16 protein-coding genes and 1 other annotated feature are annotated in these 16,821 nt (G+C 48.1%); of the genes, 15 read left to right on the top strand and 1 reads right to left on the bottom strand.

Annotated elements, in window-relative coordinates; translation table 11 throughout:
- Window positions 1–4 precede the first annotated feature (4 nt).
- Window positions 5–1,249 (top strand): Rne/Rng family ribonuclease, encoded by a 1,245-nt coding sequence (locus AC3Y23_RS28410; RefSeq protein WP_379205443.1) that lies wholly within the window; start codon window positions 5–7, stop codon window positions 1,247–1,249.
- Between the two features lie 1,021 nt (window positions 1,250–2,270).
- On the opposite strand, the gene AC3Y23_RS28405 is transcribed toward AC3Y23_RS28410, so the two are convergent.
- Window positions 2,271–2,519 (bottom strand): hypothetical protein, encoded by a 249-nt coding sequence (locus tag AC3Y23_RS28405; protein ID WP_379205442.1) that lies wholly within the window; start codon window positions 2,517–2,519, stop codon window positions 2,271–2,273.
- A 134-nt stretch (window positions 2,520–2,653) separates the two neighbouring features.
- Window positions 2,654–2,740: a sequence feature (ribosomal protein L21 leader region), on the top strand.
- 14 nt (window positions 2,741–2,754) lie between these two features.
- Between AC3Y23_RS28405 and rplU the strand changes: the two genes are divergently transcribed.
- The 14 genes from rplU to AC3Y23_RS28335 all read left to right on the top strand — a co-directional run bounded on the left by rplU (window position 2,755) and on the right by AC3Y23_RS28335 (window position 16,494).
- Window positions 2,755–3,066: a 50S ribosomal protein L21 gene (gene rplU, locus AC3Y23_RS28400; protein ID WP_150269346.1), complete on the top strand. Its 312-nt coding sequence runs from the start codon at window positions 2,755–2,757 to the stop codon at window positions 3,064–3,066.
- A gap of 12 nt (window positions 3,067–3,078) precedes the next feature.
- The gene (locus tag AC3Y23_RS28395; RefSeq protein WP_379205441.1) at window positions 3,079–3,414 is read left to right on the top strand and encodes a ribosomal-processing cysteine protease Prp; all 336 of its coding nucleotides are present in this window, start codon (window positions 3,079–3,081) and stop codon (window positions 3,412–3,414) included.
- A gap of 18 nt (window positions 3,415–3,432) precedes the next feature.
- A complete protein-coding gene (gene rpmA / locus AC3Y23_RS28390) occupies window positions 3,433–3,744 on the top strand; it encodes a 50S ribosomal protein L27 (protein ID WP_020429282.1) in 312 nt (103 codons plus the stop codon).
- A 284-nt stretch (window positions 3,745–4,028) separates the two neighbouring features.
- Complete coding sequence (locus tag AC3Y23_RS28385; RefSeq protein WP_379205440.1) at window positions 4,029–4,769, top strand: Spo0B domain-containing protein; 741 nt, start codon at window positions 4,029–4,031, stop codon at window positions 4,767–4,769.
- A 15-nt stretch (window positions 4,770–4,784) separates the two neighbouring features.
- Window positions 4,785–6,095: a GTPase ObgE gene (gene obgE, locus AC3Y23_RS28380; protein WP_379205439.1), complete on the top strand. Its 1,311-nt coding sequence runs from the start codon at window positions 4,785–4,787 to the stop codon at window positions 6,093–6,095.
- A 334-nt stretch (window positions 6,096–6,429) separates the two neighbouring features.
- Window positions 6,430–7,602 carry an SPFH domain-containing protein gene (locus AC3Y23_RS28375; RefSeq protein WP_379205438.1) on the top strand — a complete coding sequence of 391 codons (1,173 nt, stop codon included), beginning with the start codon at window positions 6,430–6,432 and terminating at the stop codon, window positions 7,600–7,602.
- Between the two features lie 11 nt (window positions 7,603–7,613).
- On the top strand, window positions 7,614–8,360 hold the full coding sequence (locus tag AC3Y23_RS28370; protein ID WP_379205437.1) for a hypothetical protein: 747 nt from the start codon (window positions 7,614–7,616) through the stop codon (window positions 8,358–8,360).
- Between the two features lie 14 nt (window positions 8,361–8,374).
- A complete protein-coding gene (locus tag AC3Y23_RS28365; RefSeq protein WP_379205436.1) occupies window positions 8,375–9,148 on the top strand; it encodes a hypothetical protein in 774 nt (257 codons plus the stop codon).
- A 174-nt stretch (window positions 9,149–9,322) separates the two neighbouring features.
- A complete protein-coding gene (locus tag AC3Y23_RS28360; RefSeq protein WP_066376981.1) occupies window positions 9,323–9,760 on the top strand; it encodes an ACT domain-containing protein in 438 nt (145 codons plus the stop codon).
- A gap of 57 nt (window positions 9,761–9,817) precedes the next feature.
- Window positions 9,818–11,104, top strand: coding sequence for a homoserine dehydrogenase (locus AC3Y23_RS28355; protein ID WP_175369791.1), 1,287 nt, complete (start codon window positions 9,818–9,820; stop codon window positions 11,102–11,104).
- A gap of 48 nt (window positions 11,105–11,152) precedes the next feature.
- Window positions 11,153–12,133: a homoserine kinase gene (thrB, locus tag AC3Y23_RS28350; RefSeq protein WP_379205435.1), complete on the top strand. Its 981-nt coding sequence runs from the start codon at window positions 11,153–11,155 to the stop codon at window positions 12,131–12,133.
- Window positions 12,130–13,017, top strand: coding sequence for a prephenate dehydratase (pheA, locus tag AC3Y23_RS28345; RefSeq protein ID WP_379205434.1), 888 nt, complete (start codon window positions 12,130–12,132; stop codon window positions 13,015–13,017). The genes thrB and pheA overlap by 4 nt, the downstream gene beginning before the upstream one ends.
- Before the next feature lie 3 nt (window positions 13,018–13,020).
- A complete protein-coding gene (ilvE, locus tag AC3Y23_RS28340) occupies window positions 13,021–13,902 on the top strand; it encodes a branched-chain-amino-acid transaminase (RefSeq protein WP_379205433.1) in 882 nt (293 codons plus the stop codon).
- A 441-nt stretch (window positions 13,903–14,343) separates the two neighbouring features.
- On the top strand, window positions 14,344–16,494 hold the full coding sequence (locus AC3Y23_RS28335; RefSeq protein ID WP_379205432.1) for a LysM peptidoglycan-binding domain-containing protein: 2,151 nt from the start codon (window positions 14,344–14,346) through the stop codon (window positions 16,492–16,494).
- The last annotated feature ends 327 nt before the right edge of the window (window positions 16,495–16,821 follow it).

Here is a 16,821-nt window from a genome sequence, read left to right as displayed (position 1 = left end):
AGCCATGAAACAGATGATTGTTCACTGTACGCAGCATATGACCCGGATGGCCCTTCTGGAGAACGGGAAGCTGGTGGAGTATGCGGCAGAACGCGATCAGCAGCAAGGGCTGGTCGGAAGCTTTTACAAGGCCAGAGTTATTAATGTACTACCAGGTATGCAGGCTGCTTTTGTTGATATCGGACAGAAGAAGAATGCATTTTTATATGTTGACGATGTATTGCACCCCCATTTGGAGAAGCAGCCGGCGGTGAAGCCCTCTATTGAAACACTGCTTCAGCCCGGACAAGACATCATAGTTCAGGTTAGAAAAGAACCCCGGGGCGGCAAGGGCGCCCGTGTGACCACACATTATACGCTGCCTGGCCGCTGGATTGTCTATATGCCTTTTGCCGAATATGTTGGCGTATCGAAGAAGATCAATCGCGAGTCCGAGCGGAATCGGCTCAAGGGCATCGGTGAGCGTCTGCGCAAGGAAGAAGAGGGAATCATTATGCGGACCGTTTCCGAAGATGAACCCCAGGAAGCCGTAGAAAGGGATCTTGCCTTCTTGCGGGCACAGTGGGATCACATCGCGCGGCGGGCGCGTTCATCCCAAGTACCGGCACTGCTTCACTCAGATCTCAGTATTGTGCAGCGGTTCATCAGGGACGCCTTTAACCCGCAGCGGGACGAGCTGGTGCTGGATTCCGCCCAGGCGGTTAAAGAGGCAGAAGCTTTCCTTGGCGATATGGCCCCCGGAGGGTACAAGCCTGTTGGATTGTATAGTGGCAAGGAGTCGATTTTCACGGCCTATGGTGTGCAAGAGCAGTTACATAGGGGATTTGCGCGAAAAATCATGCTGGAAGGCGGAGCCACGCTCATCTGGGATGAGACTGAGGCGCTCACCGTTATTGACGTCAATACGGCTCAGTATACGGGCGGGGCCTCGCTTGAGGAGACGGTGACCCGCACGAACCTGCTTGCAGCAGAGGAAATCGGACGTCTGATCCGATTACGGGATACCGGTGGAATCATTATTATTGATTTCATTGATATGGAGCAGGAGGCGCACCGGAGAATGGTGACCGACTGTCTGGAACGCGTGATCAGCAAAGATCGGACAAAAACGCATATTTTAGGCTGGACAAGGCTTGGACTACTGGAGATGACCCGTAAAAAAGCAAGACATGATTCCACAGGATTTGCGCCAGTTGCATGCCAGTGCTGCGGCGGAACTGGAAAAGTGGGAACTTGGCTGGAGGGTTAGATGTAGGTCTGTAGGTTGTAGGATTATATGTTGTAGGCTTGAATGCTGTAGGTTTATATGGTGCAGGTTTGAATGTTGTAGGTTTATATGCTGCAGGTTTATATGTTTTATGTTTATATGCTGAGAGATTATACGCTCTACCTCTATATGAGGTGAATTTAATATTCAAATAATATATTCAATAATATATTCAAATACTAAACTCAAACATAAAATCCAGCGTCTCTCTGGTGAAGTTGGGACTTACAGTCGCGTTTGTTCTGAACTCCATAAAAATGGTCAATTGCACTGTAGTAAACGTCACCCAGAGCGGCGCTTTTTGCAGTATTCAGCGTCCATTCTGACTACATCCCCAATTAACGGCATTTTGTACCTTATTTTTCTCATTTTTACGTGAAATAAGGAAATAAGGGCATTATTGTATCTTAATTTATGCAAAACACCCTGAAAAACCTTAATTAGGGGAAATTAACATACAAAAATGCCCTTAATTTAAGCAGACTGCCCATTTCATCACAATTAAGGTGCAAAAATGCCGTTATATCGATTGGACTGAAAAATTTAACTTTAGCAAGCGGAATGAAGAGGGATTTTGCAACTGTAGGAGGGATAGCGTTCACCTAAAAGCTTTCTATGGAAAGTTAGTGTTGGAATTTTAGTATATAATCGAGAGTTTAGTATAATATAATTGGAATTTTGAAATACAATTGGGATTTTAAGCTCATCGGAAGCATAAGTTTTCTTTCGGATTTTATCCGCGAATGGCGATACAATTCAATGAATTTTGGAGACAACAGCGGCTGGAAGTCCAAGTATCTTTCGCAAAGCCGGTCTTAGCCTATGATAAAATCCTAAGTTCAATCTATATTATTTACTCTTCGGAGCGATTTGAGAGGAATTTTCTTTTCTTTAATGTTTTGTTCTTTAATGTTTTGTTCTTTAATGTTTTGTTCTTTAATGTTTTGTTCTTTAATGTTTTGTTCTTTAATGTTTTGTGCTTTGATGTTTTGTGCTTTGATGTTTATGCTTTGATGTTTTGTTCTTTAATGTTTTGTTCTTTAATGTTTTGTTCTTTAATGTTTTGTTCCTTAATGTTTTGCTCTTTGATGTTTTGCTCTTTGTTGTTTTGCTCTTTGATGTTTTGTTCTTTGTTTTTTTCGTTTTTCAGTTTTGTTTTTTCTATTTTGTCTTTTCTGTTAGTTCTTTTCTGTTTATTCTTTTCCTTTCCTCCTCGCCCCTTCCCTTTTTCTCCCTTTTCTTTCCTCTCCATCCGTTTGTTTTAATGCTCTCTACATAGCAGAACAGCAGAAAATTATACTGATTATATTCAATCCATGTTGAGCATTGACTATAGTCGATATCTATGATAATATCTTCAAGTATGTGTTTGGTCATTTAGCCCTGCACATGCTGTAACCGCTCCGATCGGGTATGAAAGTGCGGTTTCCCTAGGGAATTCGCCACCTAGACTAGGCGAGTCTGAGACATGAGGAGGTGCAATTACAATGTATGCAATTATCGAAACTGGCGGTAAGCAATACAAAGTCCAAGAGGGCGACGTATTGTTCATTGAGAAGCTGAATGCTGAGGACGGTGCAAGCGTAACGTTTGACCGTGTATTGGCTGTTTCCACTGAAGGCGGTTTGACTGCAGGAACTCCGCTCGTGAGCGGCGCTACTGTAACAGCTAAGGTTGAGAAACACGGCAAAGGCCAAAAGGTTGTAGTTTACAAATACAAACCTAAGAAGAACTACCACAAGAAGCAAGGTCATCGTCAACCGTACACAAAAGTAACGATTGAGAAGATCCAAGCGTAAGAAGGTGCGTTTATGATTAACGTACAGATTACCAGATCTTTGGAACTCGGAACTATTGTTGCGTTTGAGGTTAAAGGGCATGCAGGCTTTGCGAAACGCGGTGAGGATATCGTCTGTGCCGGTGTATCGACTGTAACGGTTGGTACGGTCAATTCGATTGAATCTTTGACTGGAGTGGTTATGGATTCGTCCATGAAGAATGGATTCTTGAGTGCAACCCTGGGTTTCATTGAAGATCCTAACATTTCTGCCAAAGTACAATTGCTGCTGGAATCCATGGTCCTGATGCTGACTGATATCGCAGAATCATACGGGAAGTATATAACGATACAGCAAGACACTATTTAAAGAAGGAGGTTGACCAACATGTTGAAATTGGATCTTCAATTATTCGCATCGAAAAAGGGTGTAGGTTCCACAAAGAACGGACGTGATTCCCACTCCAAACGTCTTGGCGTGAAACGTGCTGACGGTCAAGCTGTTACCGGCGGTAACATCCTGGTTCGTCAACGCGGAACTAAAATTCACCCAGGTACGAACGTAGGTATCGGTAAAGATGATACTTTGTTCGCTTTGGTGGACGGCGTAGTGAAGTTCGAACGTTGGGGACGCGATCGCAAAAAAGTGAGCGTGTACCCGGTTGATGTCGCTCCGGTAGCAGCGGCACTGGAAGCGTAAGCTTACAGAACCATAAAGACAGTGAAGCCTCCGGCATGAGTGCCGGAGGTTTTTTTGATAAATTAGATTTGAAGATTTTCGTGTGTTAGGTTTGAAGATTTTCGTGTGTTAGATTTGAATATTTTCTTGGATTAGATGTGCAGATTTTCGTGTGTTTCGTGGATTTTCGCGTGGGAAGCTAATGATCTTCCTTGAATGGCTGTGTTATACTGAAAAATGGTAAAAGATGTGCAGATTTTCTAACGGGGTCATGAATTTTGCGAACTGAGGGACGGGGAATAAGAATGAAATCCTGGAAACGTGTAATCTGGGCAGTCATGAGTTCCGCAGCACTTCCTTTAGGTCTCGTGTATTGGCGGACGTCCCTTTTCACATGCTTGCTACTTGGTGTTTGGGTAGCGGCTGTACTTGCTTTCACGTGGAGCCAGACCCGGCGCCATTATGAGAGGGAACTGCATTTACAGGAGCAGAGAATGCAAGAGGCTGCAATCCGCACACTGGGCCATCATCGTCATGACTGGATGAATGAATTGCAAGTTCTTTACGGGTATATCCAACTCGGCAAGCGTGATAAATCGGTGCAATGTGTGGAAAGAATAAAAGAAGGCATTGCGCTCGATAGCCGGATCGCCAAGCTGGGCATTCCTTCGCTGGTCTTTTATCTGCAGTCATTCCGAACTTACAGGAGTAGTCTGGATCTGGTGATCCAGGTGGAGGAAGGCTTGCAGCTAGTGGATAAGCTGACACCGGAGACGGGGGAAGAATTAACTTCGATTGTAATGCAGACCGTAAGGGCTTACCAATACAGTGGGATAACCGCACAAGGGGACTCCAGAAGACTCGAGCTAGGCTTTAGACAGGATGGCGGGGACATTCTTATCTCCTTTGAAAGTGAGGGAGGGCATGGTAATCCCGAACTGCTCAGGGTGCAAATTGATAATATAGTACAAGGCAAAATTATGAGGGCGGAACAGTTCAAGCCTGGCGAGGCTTATGTAGAGCTGCGTCTGCCGTTTGAGATGTGAGGAAGGTGAACTTGAATGTTCGTAGATAAAGCTAAGATTTATGTAAAAGGCGGCGACGGTGGTGACGGCCTTGTGGCTTTCCGCCGCGAGAAATATGTACCGGAGGGTGGTCCAGCCGGTGGTGACGGTGGCCGCGGCGGCGACGTTATCTTCCGTGTGGATGAAGGCTTGCGTACACTGATGGATTTCCGTTATCAGCGTCACTTTAAAGCTGATCGTGGAGTCAAAGGACGCAATAAGAGCCAGCATGGTGCTAATGCTGAACATATGATCGTGCGTATTCCCCCGGGAACGATCCTGATTGATGATGATACTAACGAAGTGATCGCCGATATGACTCGTCATGGGCAGCAGGTAGTTGTGGCGCGAGGCGGTCGCGGTGGCCGCGGCAACACTCGTTTTGCAACGGCAGCCAATACAGCACCTGAGCTCGCTGAGAATGGTGAGGAAGGTCAGGAGCGCTATGTAGTCATGGAACTGAAAGTCATGGCTGATGTAGGGCTTGTTGGATTCCCGAGTGTAGGAAAATCCACGTTACTGTCAGTAGTATCCGCTGCTAAGCCGAAGATCGGCGCGTACCATTTTACAACCATTACTCCGAATCTTGGCGTTGTGGATGTTGGTGACGGCCGCAGCTTCGTTATGGCGGATCTGCCTGGACTGATCGAAGGTGCACATGAAGGGATCGGCCTTGGCCACGAGTTCTTGCGCCATGTGGAGCGGACACGCATCATTATTCATGTCGTGGACATGTCCGGCTCGGAGGGCCGTGATCCGTTTGATGACTGGGTGAAGATCAATGATGAATTGCGTCAGTACAATGCCCAACTTGAAGAGCGTCCGCAGATTGTTGCAGCCAATAAGATGGATATGCCTGAATCCGCTGAGAATCTGGCCTCCTTCCGTGAGCAAGTGGCACAAGTGCGCCCGGATATTGAGATTATGCCGATTTCCTCACTGACCCGCGAGGGTGTACAGGAGCTGCTGTACCGGGCTACCGACATTCTCGACAGCATTCCGGTTGCTCCAGTGGTGGAAGAAGTTGCTGAGACTACGGAACGCAAAGTATACAAGCTGGAAGCTGAGGATGACAATACCTTCACGATTACCCGTGATAACGATACTTATGTCGTCAACAGTCCACGTATTGAGCGGATGCTCAAGCGGATGCAGCTGAATACTCATGATGCCATTCTGAAGCTGGCCCGGACTTTACGTCATATGGGCGTGGATGCGGAACTGCGCAGACGTGGCGCTGTGGAAGGTACAATTGTCCGAATTGCTGATTTTGAGTTTGAGTTTGTGGAGAACAGCAGTTACTACTAAGCGGTAGAGCTGTCTGAAGCGCCTACTTTGTCTGGCCTTGTATGAGGCAGATGGAGTGGGCGCTTTTTTTAAAATATAAGGATTTGTCTGTTCTACGCTTATAAACGACCCTTATATTTCTCGCTGAAACGGATACCGTCCCTTAGCGGACGGCAAAGCCGTTTCTATTTAATACTCAATTTATTTTCACAAAAAGCCACCAAAACCGTAATTAATTCGTATACAATAAATAACGGAACAGCACTTATTTCCAATTCGCAGTCTAATTCAGAGGTATTTGCGGAGCGGCCGATATATACCTACATATCCATGAATACGAAAGAGGGATACGCAGATGGCAATAATTGAAGTGGTGAAATATGATGGTCCTCCCGGCGTCTTTGCTTGGAAGTATCCCAATCAGGAGCTTGGCACATGGACCCAGCTTATCGTTAATGAGTCACAAGAGGCGATCCTGTTCAAGGGCGGCCAGGCACTGGATTCCTTCACAGCAGGCAGACATACGCTTAGCACAGCGAATATTCCGGTATTGTCCAATCTTGTGAACCTGCCGTTTGGTGGCAAATCTCCTTTTACCGCTGAGGTATGGTTCATAAACAAAATGAACGCGATGAATGTCAAATGGGGAACGAGCTCGCCGCTCCAGCTTCAAGACCCTAAATATAAGATCATTGTCTCCGTTCGTTCTTTCGGGCAATTTGGAGTGAAGATTGCAGATCCGCGCAAGTTTCTGCTCAAGGTGGTAGGTACACTGCCACAGTTCGATCAGGATAAACTCCTTACCTATTTCCGGGGAATCTTGATGGCAAATATCAATGAACTGGTCTCTTCCTACCTAGTGCATAAAAAAATTAGTATTCTGGAGATTAACGCCTATGTGGCCGAAATATCCAAACACATCCAGGAACGTCTGGCGCCGACCTTTATGGACACTGGCATTGAGCTGAATAATTTCTATATTGATTCCATTAATATTCCGGACGATGATCCCGCGACTGCGCGGCTGAAGGAAGCACTGGCCAAGAAAGCAGAGATGGACATTATCGGCTACACGTACCAGCAAGAACGCAGCTTTAATTCGCTGGAAGAGGCTGCCGGCAACCCGGGGGGCAATATCGGAACGGGTATGATGAACGCTGGTATGGGGCTTGGCATGGGAATAGGCTTTGCCGGTCCAGCTGCTGAGATGGTCAATCAGATGACTCGGGGAATTGGATTTGACGCAGGTGTGCACTCCAGGAACGGAACTAAGTCTTGCTCAAAATGCGGCAATGTTAATACAGCCGGATCCTCATTCTGCAGCAGTTGCGGACAGAATTTGTCCACTCCGCCCACAGATGCAGCCTCAAGCAAGCTGAGCTGTTATAGGTGCGGGCATGAGTTATCTCCTGGATCTAAATTCTGTCCGCAATGCGGAGAAAAGCAAATCATCAAATGCAGCGGCTGCGGTCATGAACTGAAGCCCGGCCAGAAATTCTGCGCAGAATGCGGCACGAAGGCTGGATAAAGGAGGATGCCATGAACCGGAAAAAGCCTTATACAGGCATCATCACTGTAATTTATACCGTGGTGATCATTGCTACAGTGCTGCTCCTGACGATGCTCGGTTTCTCCGACAACTTGCCGCGGCTCGTGATCACATTGATCGCAGTGCTGATAGCTGAAAGCGTGGTCTTTGGTTATACACTCTTTTGGATAAAAAGCGCGGGCAGCGTCAGCGGGACGCCGCCGATCCTGCTTAGCGGCGCGTTTATTATTGCCGCCTATGCGGTGGCCGTCGTGATCTCGGCCATTTTTCTGGATCGGCTGCTGGGACTGCCGCCTTTCTGGTACGCGGCTGTGCAGCTGCTAGTTCTCGCTGCCGCTGGTGGCTGTCTTGCCCTAATCGGGCTGTACGGCTGGAATGCTGGGGCACAAGAGTCTAAGGAGCGGCAGGAGACGCGAAGTCTCTTCCGGCAGCGAAAGGAACTGGCCGACATCAAGCGGGCTGCCCGGAGCTGGAGACATGCCGAAGCAGAGACGCTCGTGAAACGGATTGGCAGAGTAGAAGAGGCATTTACATACAGTGATCCGGTGTCCAGACCGTCTTTGTTCGCAACAGAGGATATGCTGAGCCAGCAAATCGCTTTGCTGCGAGATCAGGTGGAGCTTTTGTTATCCTCGAGTGAGCCGGGAAAAGGCTGGGAAGCGCAGCTGCAAGGCATCATAGACGACATTGAGGCTACACTTCAACGCCGTAACCGTGAGTTAGCGGCGCTTAAATAGGGGGAATACGCTATATGGCTAGATTAAATATTCAAGATCCCCCCGCATCGGGAAGCGGCAGAGAGTTCTATCTGCTGGGCTATAACCGGACGGGGATCGACAGTTTTATTATTGCATTATCATATGTTCTGATGCCCGTAGGTCTTGTTGCTGCTATACTTCGAATGCTGCTGACCCATTACAAGAATCAGCGGAAAGCCAGTAACTATAATTTGTTGTGTCATGCGCTGATTGGGGGATTTGTTGATCTTTCCTTGATTATGATACTGTCGGGTGGTCTAAATGAATTAAGTATGGGCATTTTCTTTATTGTCTTCATCGCGATCCTCTTCCTTATGCCTGCTTACTTTCTAGGTAATGCTGCATCCAAGGCCAAATTGAAGTTTTCACAGCTCTCTCATTCGTACATTGTGATGACTCTGGACGAGGGGGTGCGGTACACCGGTACACTGGCTCAGCTTACCGGGCAAAGTGAAAGTGATGTGCGCAGAGATCTGCGGTATTTGCAGGAGCAAGGTCTCATCCCTCACGGGCTGACATTTTATGAAGGGCAAGGAGCGGAAGGCAGCACGGTAAAAGAAACAACTAGCACTGCCAGAGCAGGGCAGGCAGCAGCCCCTTCCGGCTCTTCGGAGAGAACGTCCGCATCCAGCCAACCGAAGTCAAAGCCAGGGCCACAGCAACTGCCCAAGGCGATGCGCTGCACTGGCTGTGGCGCGCAGAATACTGTGCAGCCTGGACAGGCGAAGCCCTGCGACTATTGTGGAACAACCCTCACATACAGCTGATAGTGTAAGCTTGGGTCTGTGTGAAGCCTCCGATTTTGTCGGGGGCTTTGTTTTATTTTCGGGTGCTGCAGAGGTCCTATTTAAAAGTTGGACGAAAAACTATTGCTTTTTCAGGCGAAAATCTATTATAATGTCCACTATTAAAACACAAAAGTCTTTGAGGAGAGGACGTTCGTGAAAGAACGCTATTATTTAGTCCGTGAGGACATTTTACCCGATGCGGTGCTCAAGACGATGCAGGTTAAACAGCTGCTTGAAGCCGGCGATGCCAAGACTGTACACGAAGGTGTGGAGCAGGTGGGCTTAAGCCGGAGCGCTTTTTATAAATACAAGGATGGCATTCACTTAATTCACCAGTTGGAGCGTGAGCGTATTGTCACGATTTCCATGGATTTGGAGCACGAATCCGGCATGTTGTCCAAGGTGCTAGGTTGTGTGGCCGGACATGGAGCCAATGTGCTAACCATTCACCAGAGTATTCCGCTGCAGGGTCGGGCGAACGTGGTTATTTCCGTGGAAATCTCCCATTTGAATCAGGAGCTGGGTGAGATGCTTGACAGTCTGAAGAACATTTCAGGTGTGAAGCGGGCATTGATTGTGGGGCAAGGCTAAACACTACAGGTATTTTTTTCGGAGCGATTGCTTCGTATACTTATAAGGAGGATATTGATGAAGCCGGTTAAAGTTGGTTTGCTGGGTCTGGGAACAGTCGGTACAGGCGTTGTCCGTATCGTGGATGGAAATCAGGAGGACCTCAGTAGTCAGGTCGGGTCTCCCATTCTGATTGAACGCATTGCTGTGAAGGATCTTGATAAACCCCGAGATGTGGAGATAGATCCCGCCAAAATCACTACAGACCCGTGGGAGGTTATCCGTGATCCCGAGATTGATGTCATCGTAGAGGTGATGGGTGGCATTGCCGGAACCAAAGAATATCTTCTTGAAGCACTGGAGCGCGGCAAGCACATCGTGACCGCCAACAAAGATTTGATGGCGCTGCACGGGGCGGAGATCCTGGCTAAGGCACAGGAAAAGCAGTGCGATGTATTTTATGAAGCTAGTGTGGCTGGAGGCATTCCGATTATCCGTACCCTTATTGAAGGGTTCTCTTCCGACAAGATCATGAAGATTATGGGGATTGTGAACGGTACAACAAACTATATTCTCTCAAAAATGAGTCAGGAAGGCGCCTCCTATGATGATGTGCTGAAGGAAGCTCAGGAGCTTGGTTATGCAGAGTCTGATCCAACCTCGGACGTGGAAGGGCTGGATGCCGCGCGGAAAATGGCCATTCTCGGTACGCTAGGCTTCCGTACGAATGCTGAGCTCAGTGATGTTAGTGTGAAGGGAATCTCCAGCGTGAGTAAGGAGGATATTGTCTTTGCCAAGCGTCTCGGCTATGAAATGAAGCTCCTTGGTATCGCGGAATGTGACAACGATGCTTTCAGCATCAGTGTCCAGCCGACAATGATCCGTTCCGGACATCCGCTGGCCTCCGTTGGCGGCGTATTTAACGCAGTATATGTGTATGGCGAAGCTGTCGGGGAGACGATGTTCTACGGTGCGGGCGCCGGCGCAATGCCTACGGCAACTTCAGTCGTAGCCGATCTGGTAGCGGTGATCAAGAACCTGAGACTTGGCGTAAACGGTCTTAAGCAAATTGTACCTTACAAGCAGAAGAAGCTGAAGGACAGTGAAGATATCTTCTATAAAAACTTTCTGCTACTGCATGTCGATGACAAGGCAGGGGTGCTGGCCAAGATTACACAGGTCTTCGCGGAATATGATGTCAGTCTGGATTCGGTCGTACAGCAGGCCAATCCTAACAATCCCAATGCGGAGATTATTATCGTCACCCATGATGCCAGCAAGGCAAGTATGGATAAGGTCCTGCGTCATCTTGAAGAGTTAAGTGTAATTCGCCGCGTCAAGAGTCATTATCGTGTAGAAGGTTAACCACCTAGAATCCATTCTGCAAAAAAAGATAAGGAGATCACACCTGCTATGAGCAACTACGGAAGGTCACGGGTTAAAGTCCCGGCCAGCACCGCTAATCTCGGTCCGGGCTTTGATACATTGGGCATGGCCCTGTCACTCTATGCCTGGATTGAGATGGAGGAAGCGCCGGAGACCGTATTTCATCTTTATGGCGACGAGATGAAGGGGGTGCCCCAGGATAAGAGCAACCTGCTGTATCAAGTGGCCCAGATGGTCTTTGCAGAAGCGGGTGTCTCGGTACCTGAGCTGTCCATCTCCATGTACTCGGAAATTCCGTTGGCACGTGGTCTGGGCAGCAGCGCATCCGCCATTGTCGGTGCTCTGGCGGCAGCCAACGCGATGATTGGCTCGCCACTGGATAACGCCAAGCTCTTCAATATGGCTACTGCGCTGGAAAAGCATCCCGACAACGTAGGCGCCTCCTTGTTCGGAGGCATCATCACCGCCGTCTGGGACGGAGTGCAGGCTGATTATATCCGCCTTGAATCTCCAGAGAACCTGGAAGTGCTCGTTGTCATTCCCGAATTCGAGCTTGCAACCACGAAGGCCCGCGGCGTACTGCCGGCTGAGGTGACTGTTCGCGACGCTGTTTACAACATCAGTCGCACATCCTTGTTGACGGCGGCTCTGGCTTCCGGCAGACTGGATATGATCAGCAAAGCAATGCAGGATCGGCTGCATCAGCCGTACCGGGCACCGCTGGTGCCGGGTATGGAGAAGTTGCTCGCCGAAGCACCGCAGCATGGCGCGCTCGGTATTGCGCTCAGTGGCGCCGGACCAACGCTGCTTGCATTTGTGGACGGCCGGGAGAGCCGAAAGGCTGAACTGGAGGCTTTCCTGAAGGAAACGATGCAGGAGCATGGCATTCCTGCTCGCACTTGCTGGTTGCCTGCCTGCGCTGCAGGTGTAACAGCGGAGGTGCTCCCGAGAAGCGAGATGCAAAGTGATTCATTTTTGGATATGATAAAAGGAGAAGTACGGTCATGAAATCAATAGCGGTACTGCCGCAGGGCTCAGTATCCCATGAAGCGCTGCTGTATTTGTTCGGCGGTGAGTCGGTAAACATTGTGCATCATAAGTTAATTTCCGACGTGTTTCTATCTACGGTGAACGGCATTACGGATTACAGCGTAATTCCGATCGAGAATACGATTGAAGGCTCTGTGAGTCTGCATATCGACTGGTTGATCAATGAGGTTGATTTGCCGATGCAGGCAGAATGGATTTTTCCTTCGATTCAGAATCTGATTGCTAGTCCCGGTGAGTTCACAGATGCAAGTGGCAACAAGGATTACTCCAAGCTGGTGAAGATCCTTTCCCATCCTGTAGCGACTGCACAGTGCGGCCAGTATATTCGTAAGCATGCGCCTTTGGCAGAGCTTGAGCCGACAGGAAGCACTTCCGAAGCTGTCGAGATCGTCAAGAACAATCCCGGCAAGGGCTGGGCAGCCATTGGTACAGCGCTTGGTGCTGCCAAGCATGGGCTGGAAATTATCGATCGCAAGATTACGGATCACGATAACAATTACACACGTTTCGTTCTGGTTGGCCCTGAGAAGGTGACGCTTCCCCGCAAGAGCAGCGGTAACAAGACCAGCGTGCTTGTCACACTTCCGGAAGATTTCCCGGGTGCCTTGCACCAGGTACTTGCTGCCTTTGCTTGGCGGAGACTCAACCTGTCACGAATTGAATCCAGGCCGACGAAGAAGAAACTGGGTACTTATTATTTTTACATTGATGTGCTCGAACCGATAGAATCCGTCCTGCTGCCCGCGGCTATTGAGGAAATCAAGGCCCTGGGCTGTCAGGTCCGAATTCTGGGTTCATACCCCACATACACCTATGAGGAAGAGAAAGCGGAGGTGCAGTAAGTAATGGCAGAACAAGTAATCTATTTGGATGGACAATATGTAACAAAGGAAGATGCAAAGGTATCCGTTTTTGACCACGGGTTTTTGTATGGTGACGGTATTTTTGAAGGTATCCGTATTTACAACGGAAATATATTCAAGTCTAAAGAGCATTTGGACAGGCTGTATGATTCGGCAAAATCGATCATGCTGGAAATTCCATTGACCTTTGATGAGATGCAGGAAGCTATGGCGGAGACTATTCGCCGCAACGATATGCGCAACGGCTACATCCGTCTGATCGTTTCCCGCGGTGTAGGTAATTTGGGTCTCGACCCGCGTCGTTGTCCGAAAGCCAGTGTAATCATTATCGTGGAGCAATTGGCGATTTATTCGGAGCAGGCTTACTTGAATGGACTTCGTGCCGTTTCGGTATCCCAGCGTCGTAATCTCCCGGATGCCCTTAATCCGAAGATTAAATCCCTCAACTACCTGAACAACATTCTGGTGAAGCTGCAGTCGAACCTGGCCGAAGCCGACGAGGCGATCATGATGAACGCTCAAGGTTACGTAACTGAAGGTTCAGGCGACAATATCTTCATCATCAAAAATGGTGTGGTCTACACGCCTCCTTGCTATCTCGGTGCGCTTGAAGGTATCACTCGTCTTGCGATCATTGAGCTGTGTGAGAAGCTGGGCATCAAGCTGAAGGAAGAGCCGTTCACCATGCACGATGTTTATATCGCTGATGAGGTGTTCTTCACAGGTACAGCTGCTGAAGTTATCGCGGCTCGTGAAATTGACGGTCGCATTATCGGCTCAGGTCAAGCTGGTCCGATCACGCTGAAGCTGCTTGAAGAATTCCGCAATGTCGTTGATAAAGACGGCTATAAGGTTTGGGAATAGTAATAAATAAAGAGCGCCTTTCATGTACATCATGGAAGGCGCTTCTGTATAAACCAGAAATCCTTTCAGGTGCCCCATGAAAGCAGTCTCTGTATAAACCAAGACTTCTTTCATGTACATCATGAAAGAAGTCTCTGTATAAACCAGGAATCCTTTCATGTGTACCATGAAAGAAGTTTCTGTACAAACTCAGAAATCCTTTCATGTGTACCATGAAAGAAGTTTCTGTACAAACTCAGAAATCCTTTCATGTACATCATGAAAGAAGTTTCTGTATAAACTCAGAAATCCTTTCATGTACGCATGAAAGGATTTTTTTTGCGTCAGGGATGTCAATCGCCCATGGGCTGCATAAGATGTAGTAACGAAGGAGGCGGCTGTACCGCATATAACTATGCAAGCAGGCAATACTCCAAAAATTTTCAGGGAGGTTAATGCTGCGTGAAAATACACATTGTCAAACAAGGCGATACGCTGTATGCATTGTCGCAAAAGTACGGAGTGCCGCTGGAAAAAATAATTGAGGCCAATCCGCAACTCAGCAATCCCGACGTGCTGTCGGTCGGTGAGAAAGTGAAGATCCCCTCTTCAGGTCCCTCGCCCGTTCCCGATAATAGCGAGCTTTACTACAAGCACACTGTAAAGCAAGGGGATACCTTGTGGAAATTGTCTAAGGCATGGGGTGTTCCTCTGAAGGATGTGGTAGACGCCAATCCCCAGTTGAAGAATCCTAACGCCCTGCTGATTGGAGAAGTGGTCAATATCCCCAAGAAAGGAACAGTGTCACCACTGCCTAATGGGAACGTAGCTCCAATCCAAAACGAGAACGTTACACCGGTGCCAGCAGCCAATGCTGTGTCCGAAAAAACACAAGTTGGAGGAAAAACATACACCGGGCCTAAAGAACAGCCTGCACCACCAGCTGCACCAGTTGCACCAGTTGCTGAAACCGTCCCAGCTCCTGTTCCAGCACCAGTTCCCGCTCCAGTACCGATTTCTAAACCCAACCTCAACCCTAATCCGAACCTTAGCCCAGCCGTGAATGTTAATCCTGCTCCAGCTCCAGTGCATGTCAATGAGCCTGTACCCCATGCTGTTTCACCCATTGCTGAGGTAGTACCGGTGAAAGAAACAATCCATACGGAATCCCAAAGCCTTTTTGTACAAATTTCTGTACCCGCTCAAGAAGCAGTTTCACATCATGAACCTCCTAAGTCGGAACACAAACCGGTGGCACCTGCCTTTGAGGAAAAGAAGAAGCCGTGTGACCACAATGTAGGATATCCTGGATTAACAGAAAATCATCCATTTCAGGGAACAACGGCTCCCAATCAAAATCTTAGCCCGCAAACTAACTATATACAGCCGTCGTATGCACAGCCATGGTACGTGCCGGAATGCCCTCCATTTGTCTACTATCCGGAATGGGTATCGCCAGTAACGGAGAATCAATCTCCATGGCATACGAATGTATCACCAGTTACAGAGAACCAGTCCCCATGGCATACGAATGTATCGCCGGCCACAGAGAACCAGTCCCCATGGCATACGAATGTATCGCCGGCCACAGAGAACCAGTCCCCATGGCACACGAATGTATCGCCGGTTACAGAGAATCAGTCCCCATGGCACACAAATGTATCGCCAGTAACGGAGAATCAGTCACCATGGCATACAAACGTATCACCGATTGCAGAGAACCAGTCACCATGGCATACGAATGTATCGCCGGCTACAGAGAACCAGTCTCCATGGCATACGAATGTATCACCGGCCACAGAGAACCAGTCACCATGGCATACGAACGTATCACCGATTGCAGAGAATCAGTCCCCATGGCATACGAACGTATCGCCGGCTACAGAGAACCAGTCTCCATGGCACACAAATGTATCGCCGGTTACAGAGAACCAGTCACCATGGCATACGAATGTATCGCCAGTAACGGAGAACCAGTCTCCATGGCACAATTCGGTCAACGCTGCACCTAATGATAGTTTTGTATCTGGAATACAGCCTAATAATGATTTTCCTGGCTTGGTTAGCCCTCAATATAGTGTGCACCCGCAGAGCCTGCCATGGCCGCCTTGCGGATGCGGAGGAGAGGTACCTTTTCAGCCATATCAGCCATTTTCCTACGAGTCTCCAGTCTATAATTCATTTCCTTCGCAGGGACATCATCCTGGTGTAGTCTCGCCTTATGGGGCAGGTGTGCCGTTCTCTCCTAATCAGGGTATAGTACCGAATGCGCCTCTGGGAGCTTTTGGAGGGGAAGGACCTGCACTATCTAATATTCCTCCAAATCCACAATATCCGTGGGTTGGCGATTATGCTCATCATAGCCGTGTGCCGGAAATTCAAGAGCCCGAAGTATTCATTCAGGAAAGTCAGCCGATCGTAGTAACCGCTACGGAAGCTCCTAGCGAACGAGTTGTCGAACAGAAGGGGAATAAGAAAGCGGTAGTGACCACCAAAGCTAAAACTTCTGGACAAAGCAAACCAAGCAAAACATCAGGCAAATCCCAACGATCAAGTAAAAGCAACCGAAATGACAATGCCAAAAAACGCAGAAATCCATGGATTTCTAACTAAGGTGCATTTAATGGAATGGTGAAAAGTGCTACGTACAGACGTTGTATCGTCAGATACAGCATCTGTACGTTTTTGTCTTGTATTAGTTCGGTTATTTAGTCGAATATTGAAAACTCTTTAAGAGAGTAGTTGCAATTGGCAGGGCATACAGAAGATCTTGTATACAGGGATAGATACGCATGGTGTGGGTAATATTAAATAAAATAATAAAAAACACTTGCAATGGGTTTCTATACATGGTATATTCTAATTCCGGCCAAGAAATAACAATGCCGAGCTCGAAAATGAAGTTCGAAAAAAGAAATTCAAAAAAGAGCTTGACATTAA

Source organism: Paenibacillus sp. MAHUQ-45 (genome assembly GCF_058133325.1).
The sequence above is the reverse complement of the archived record's forward strand: the minus strand, read 5'-3'. Positions and strand labels throughout refer to the sequence as shown.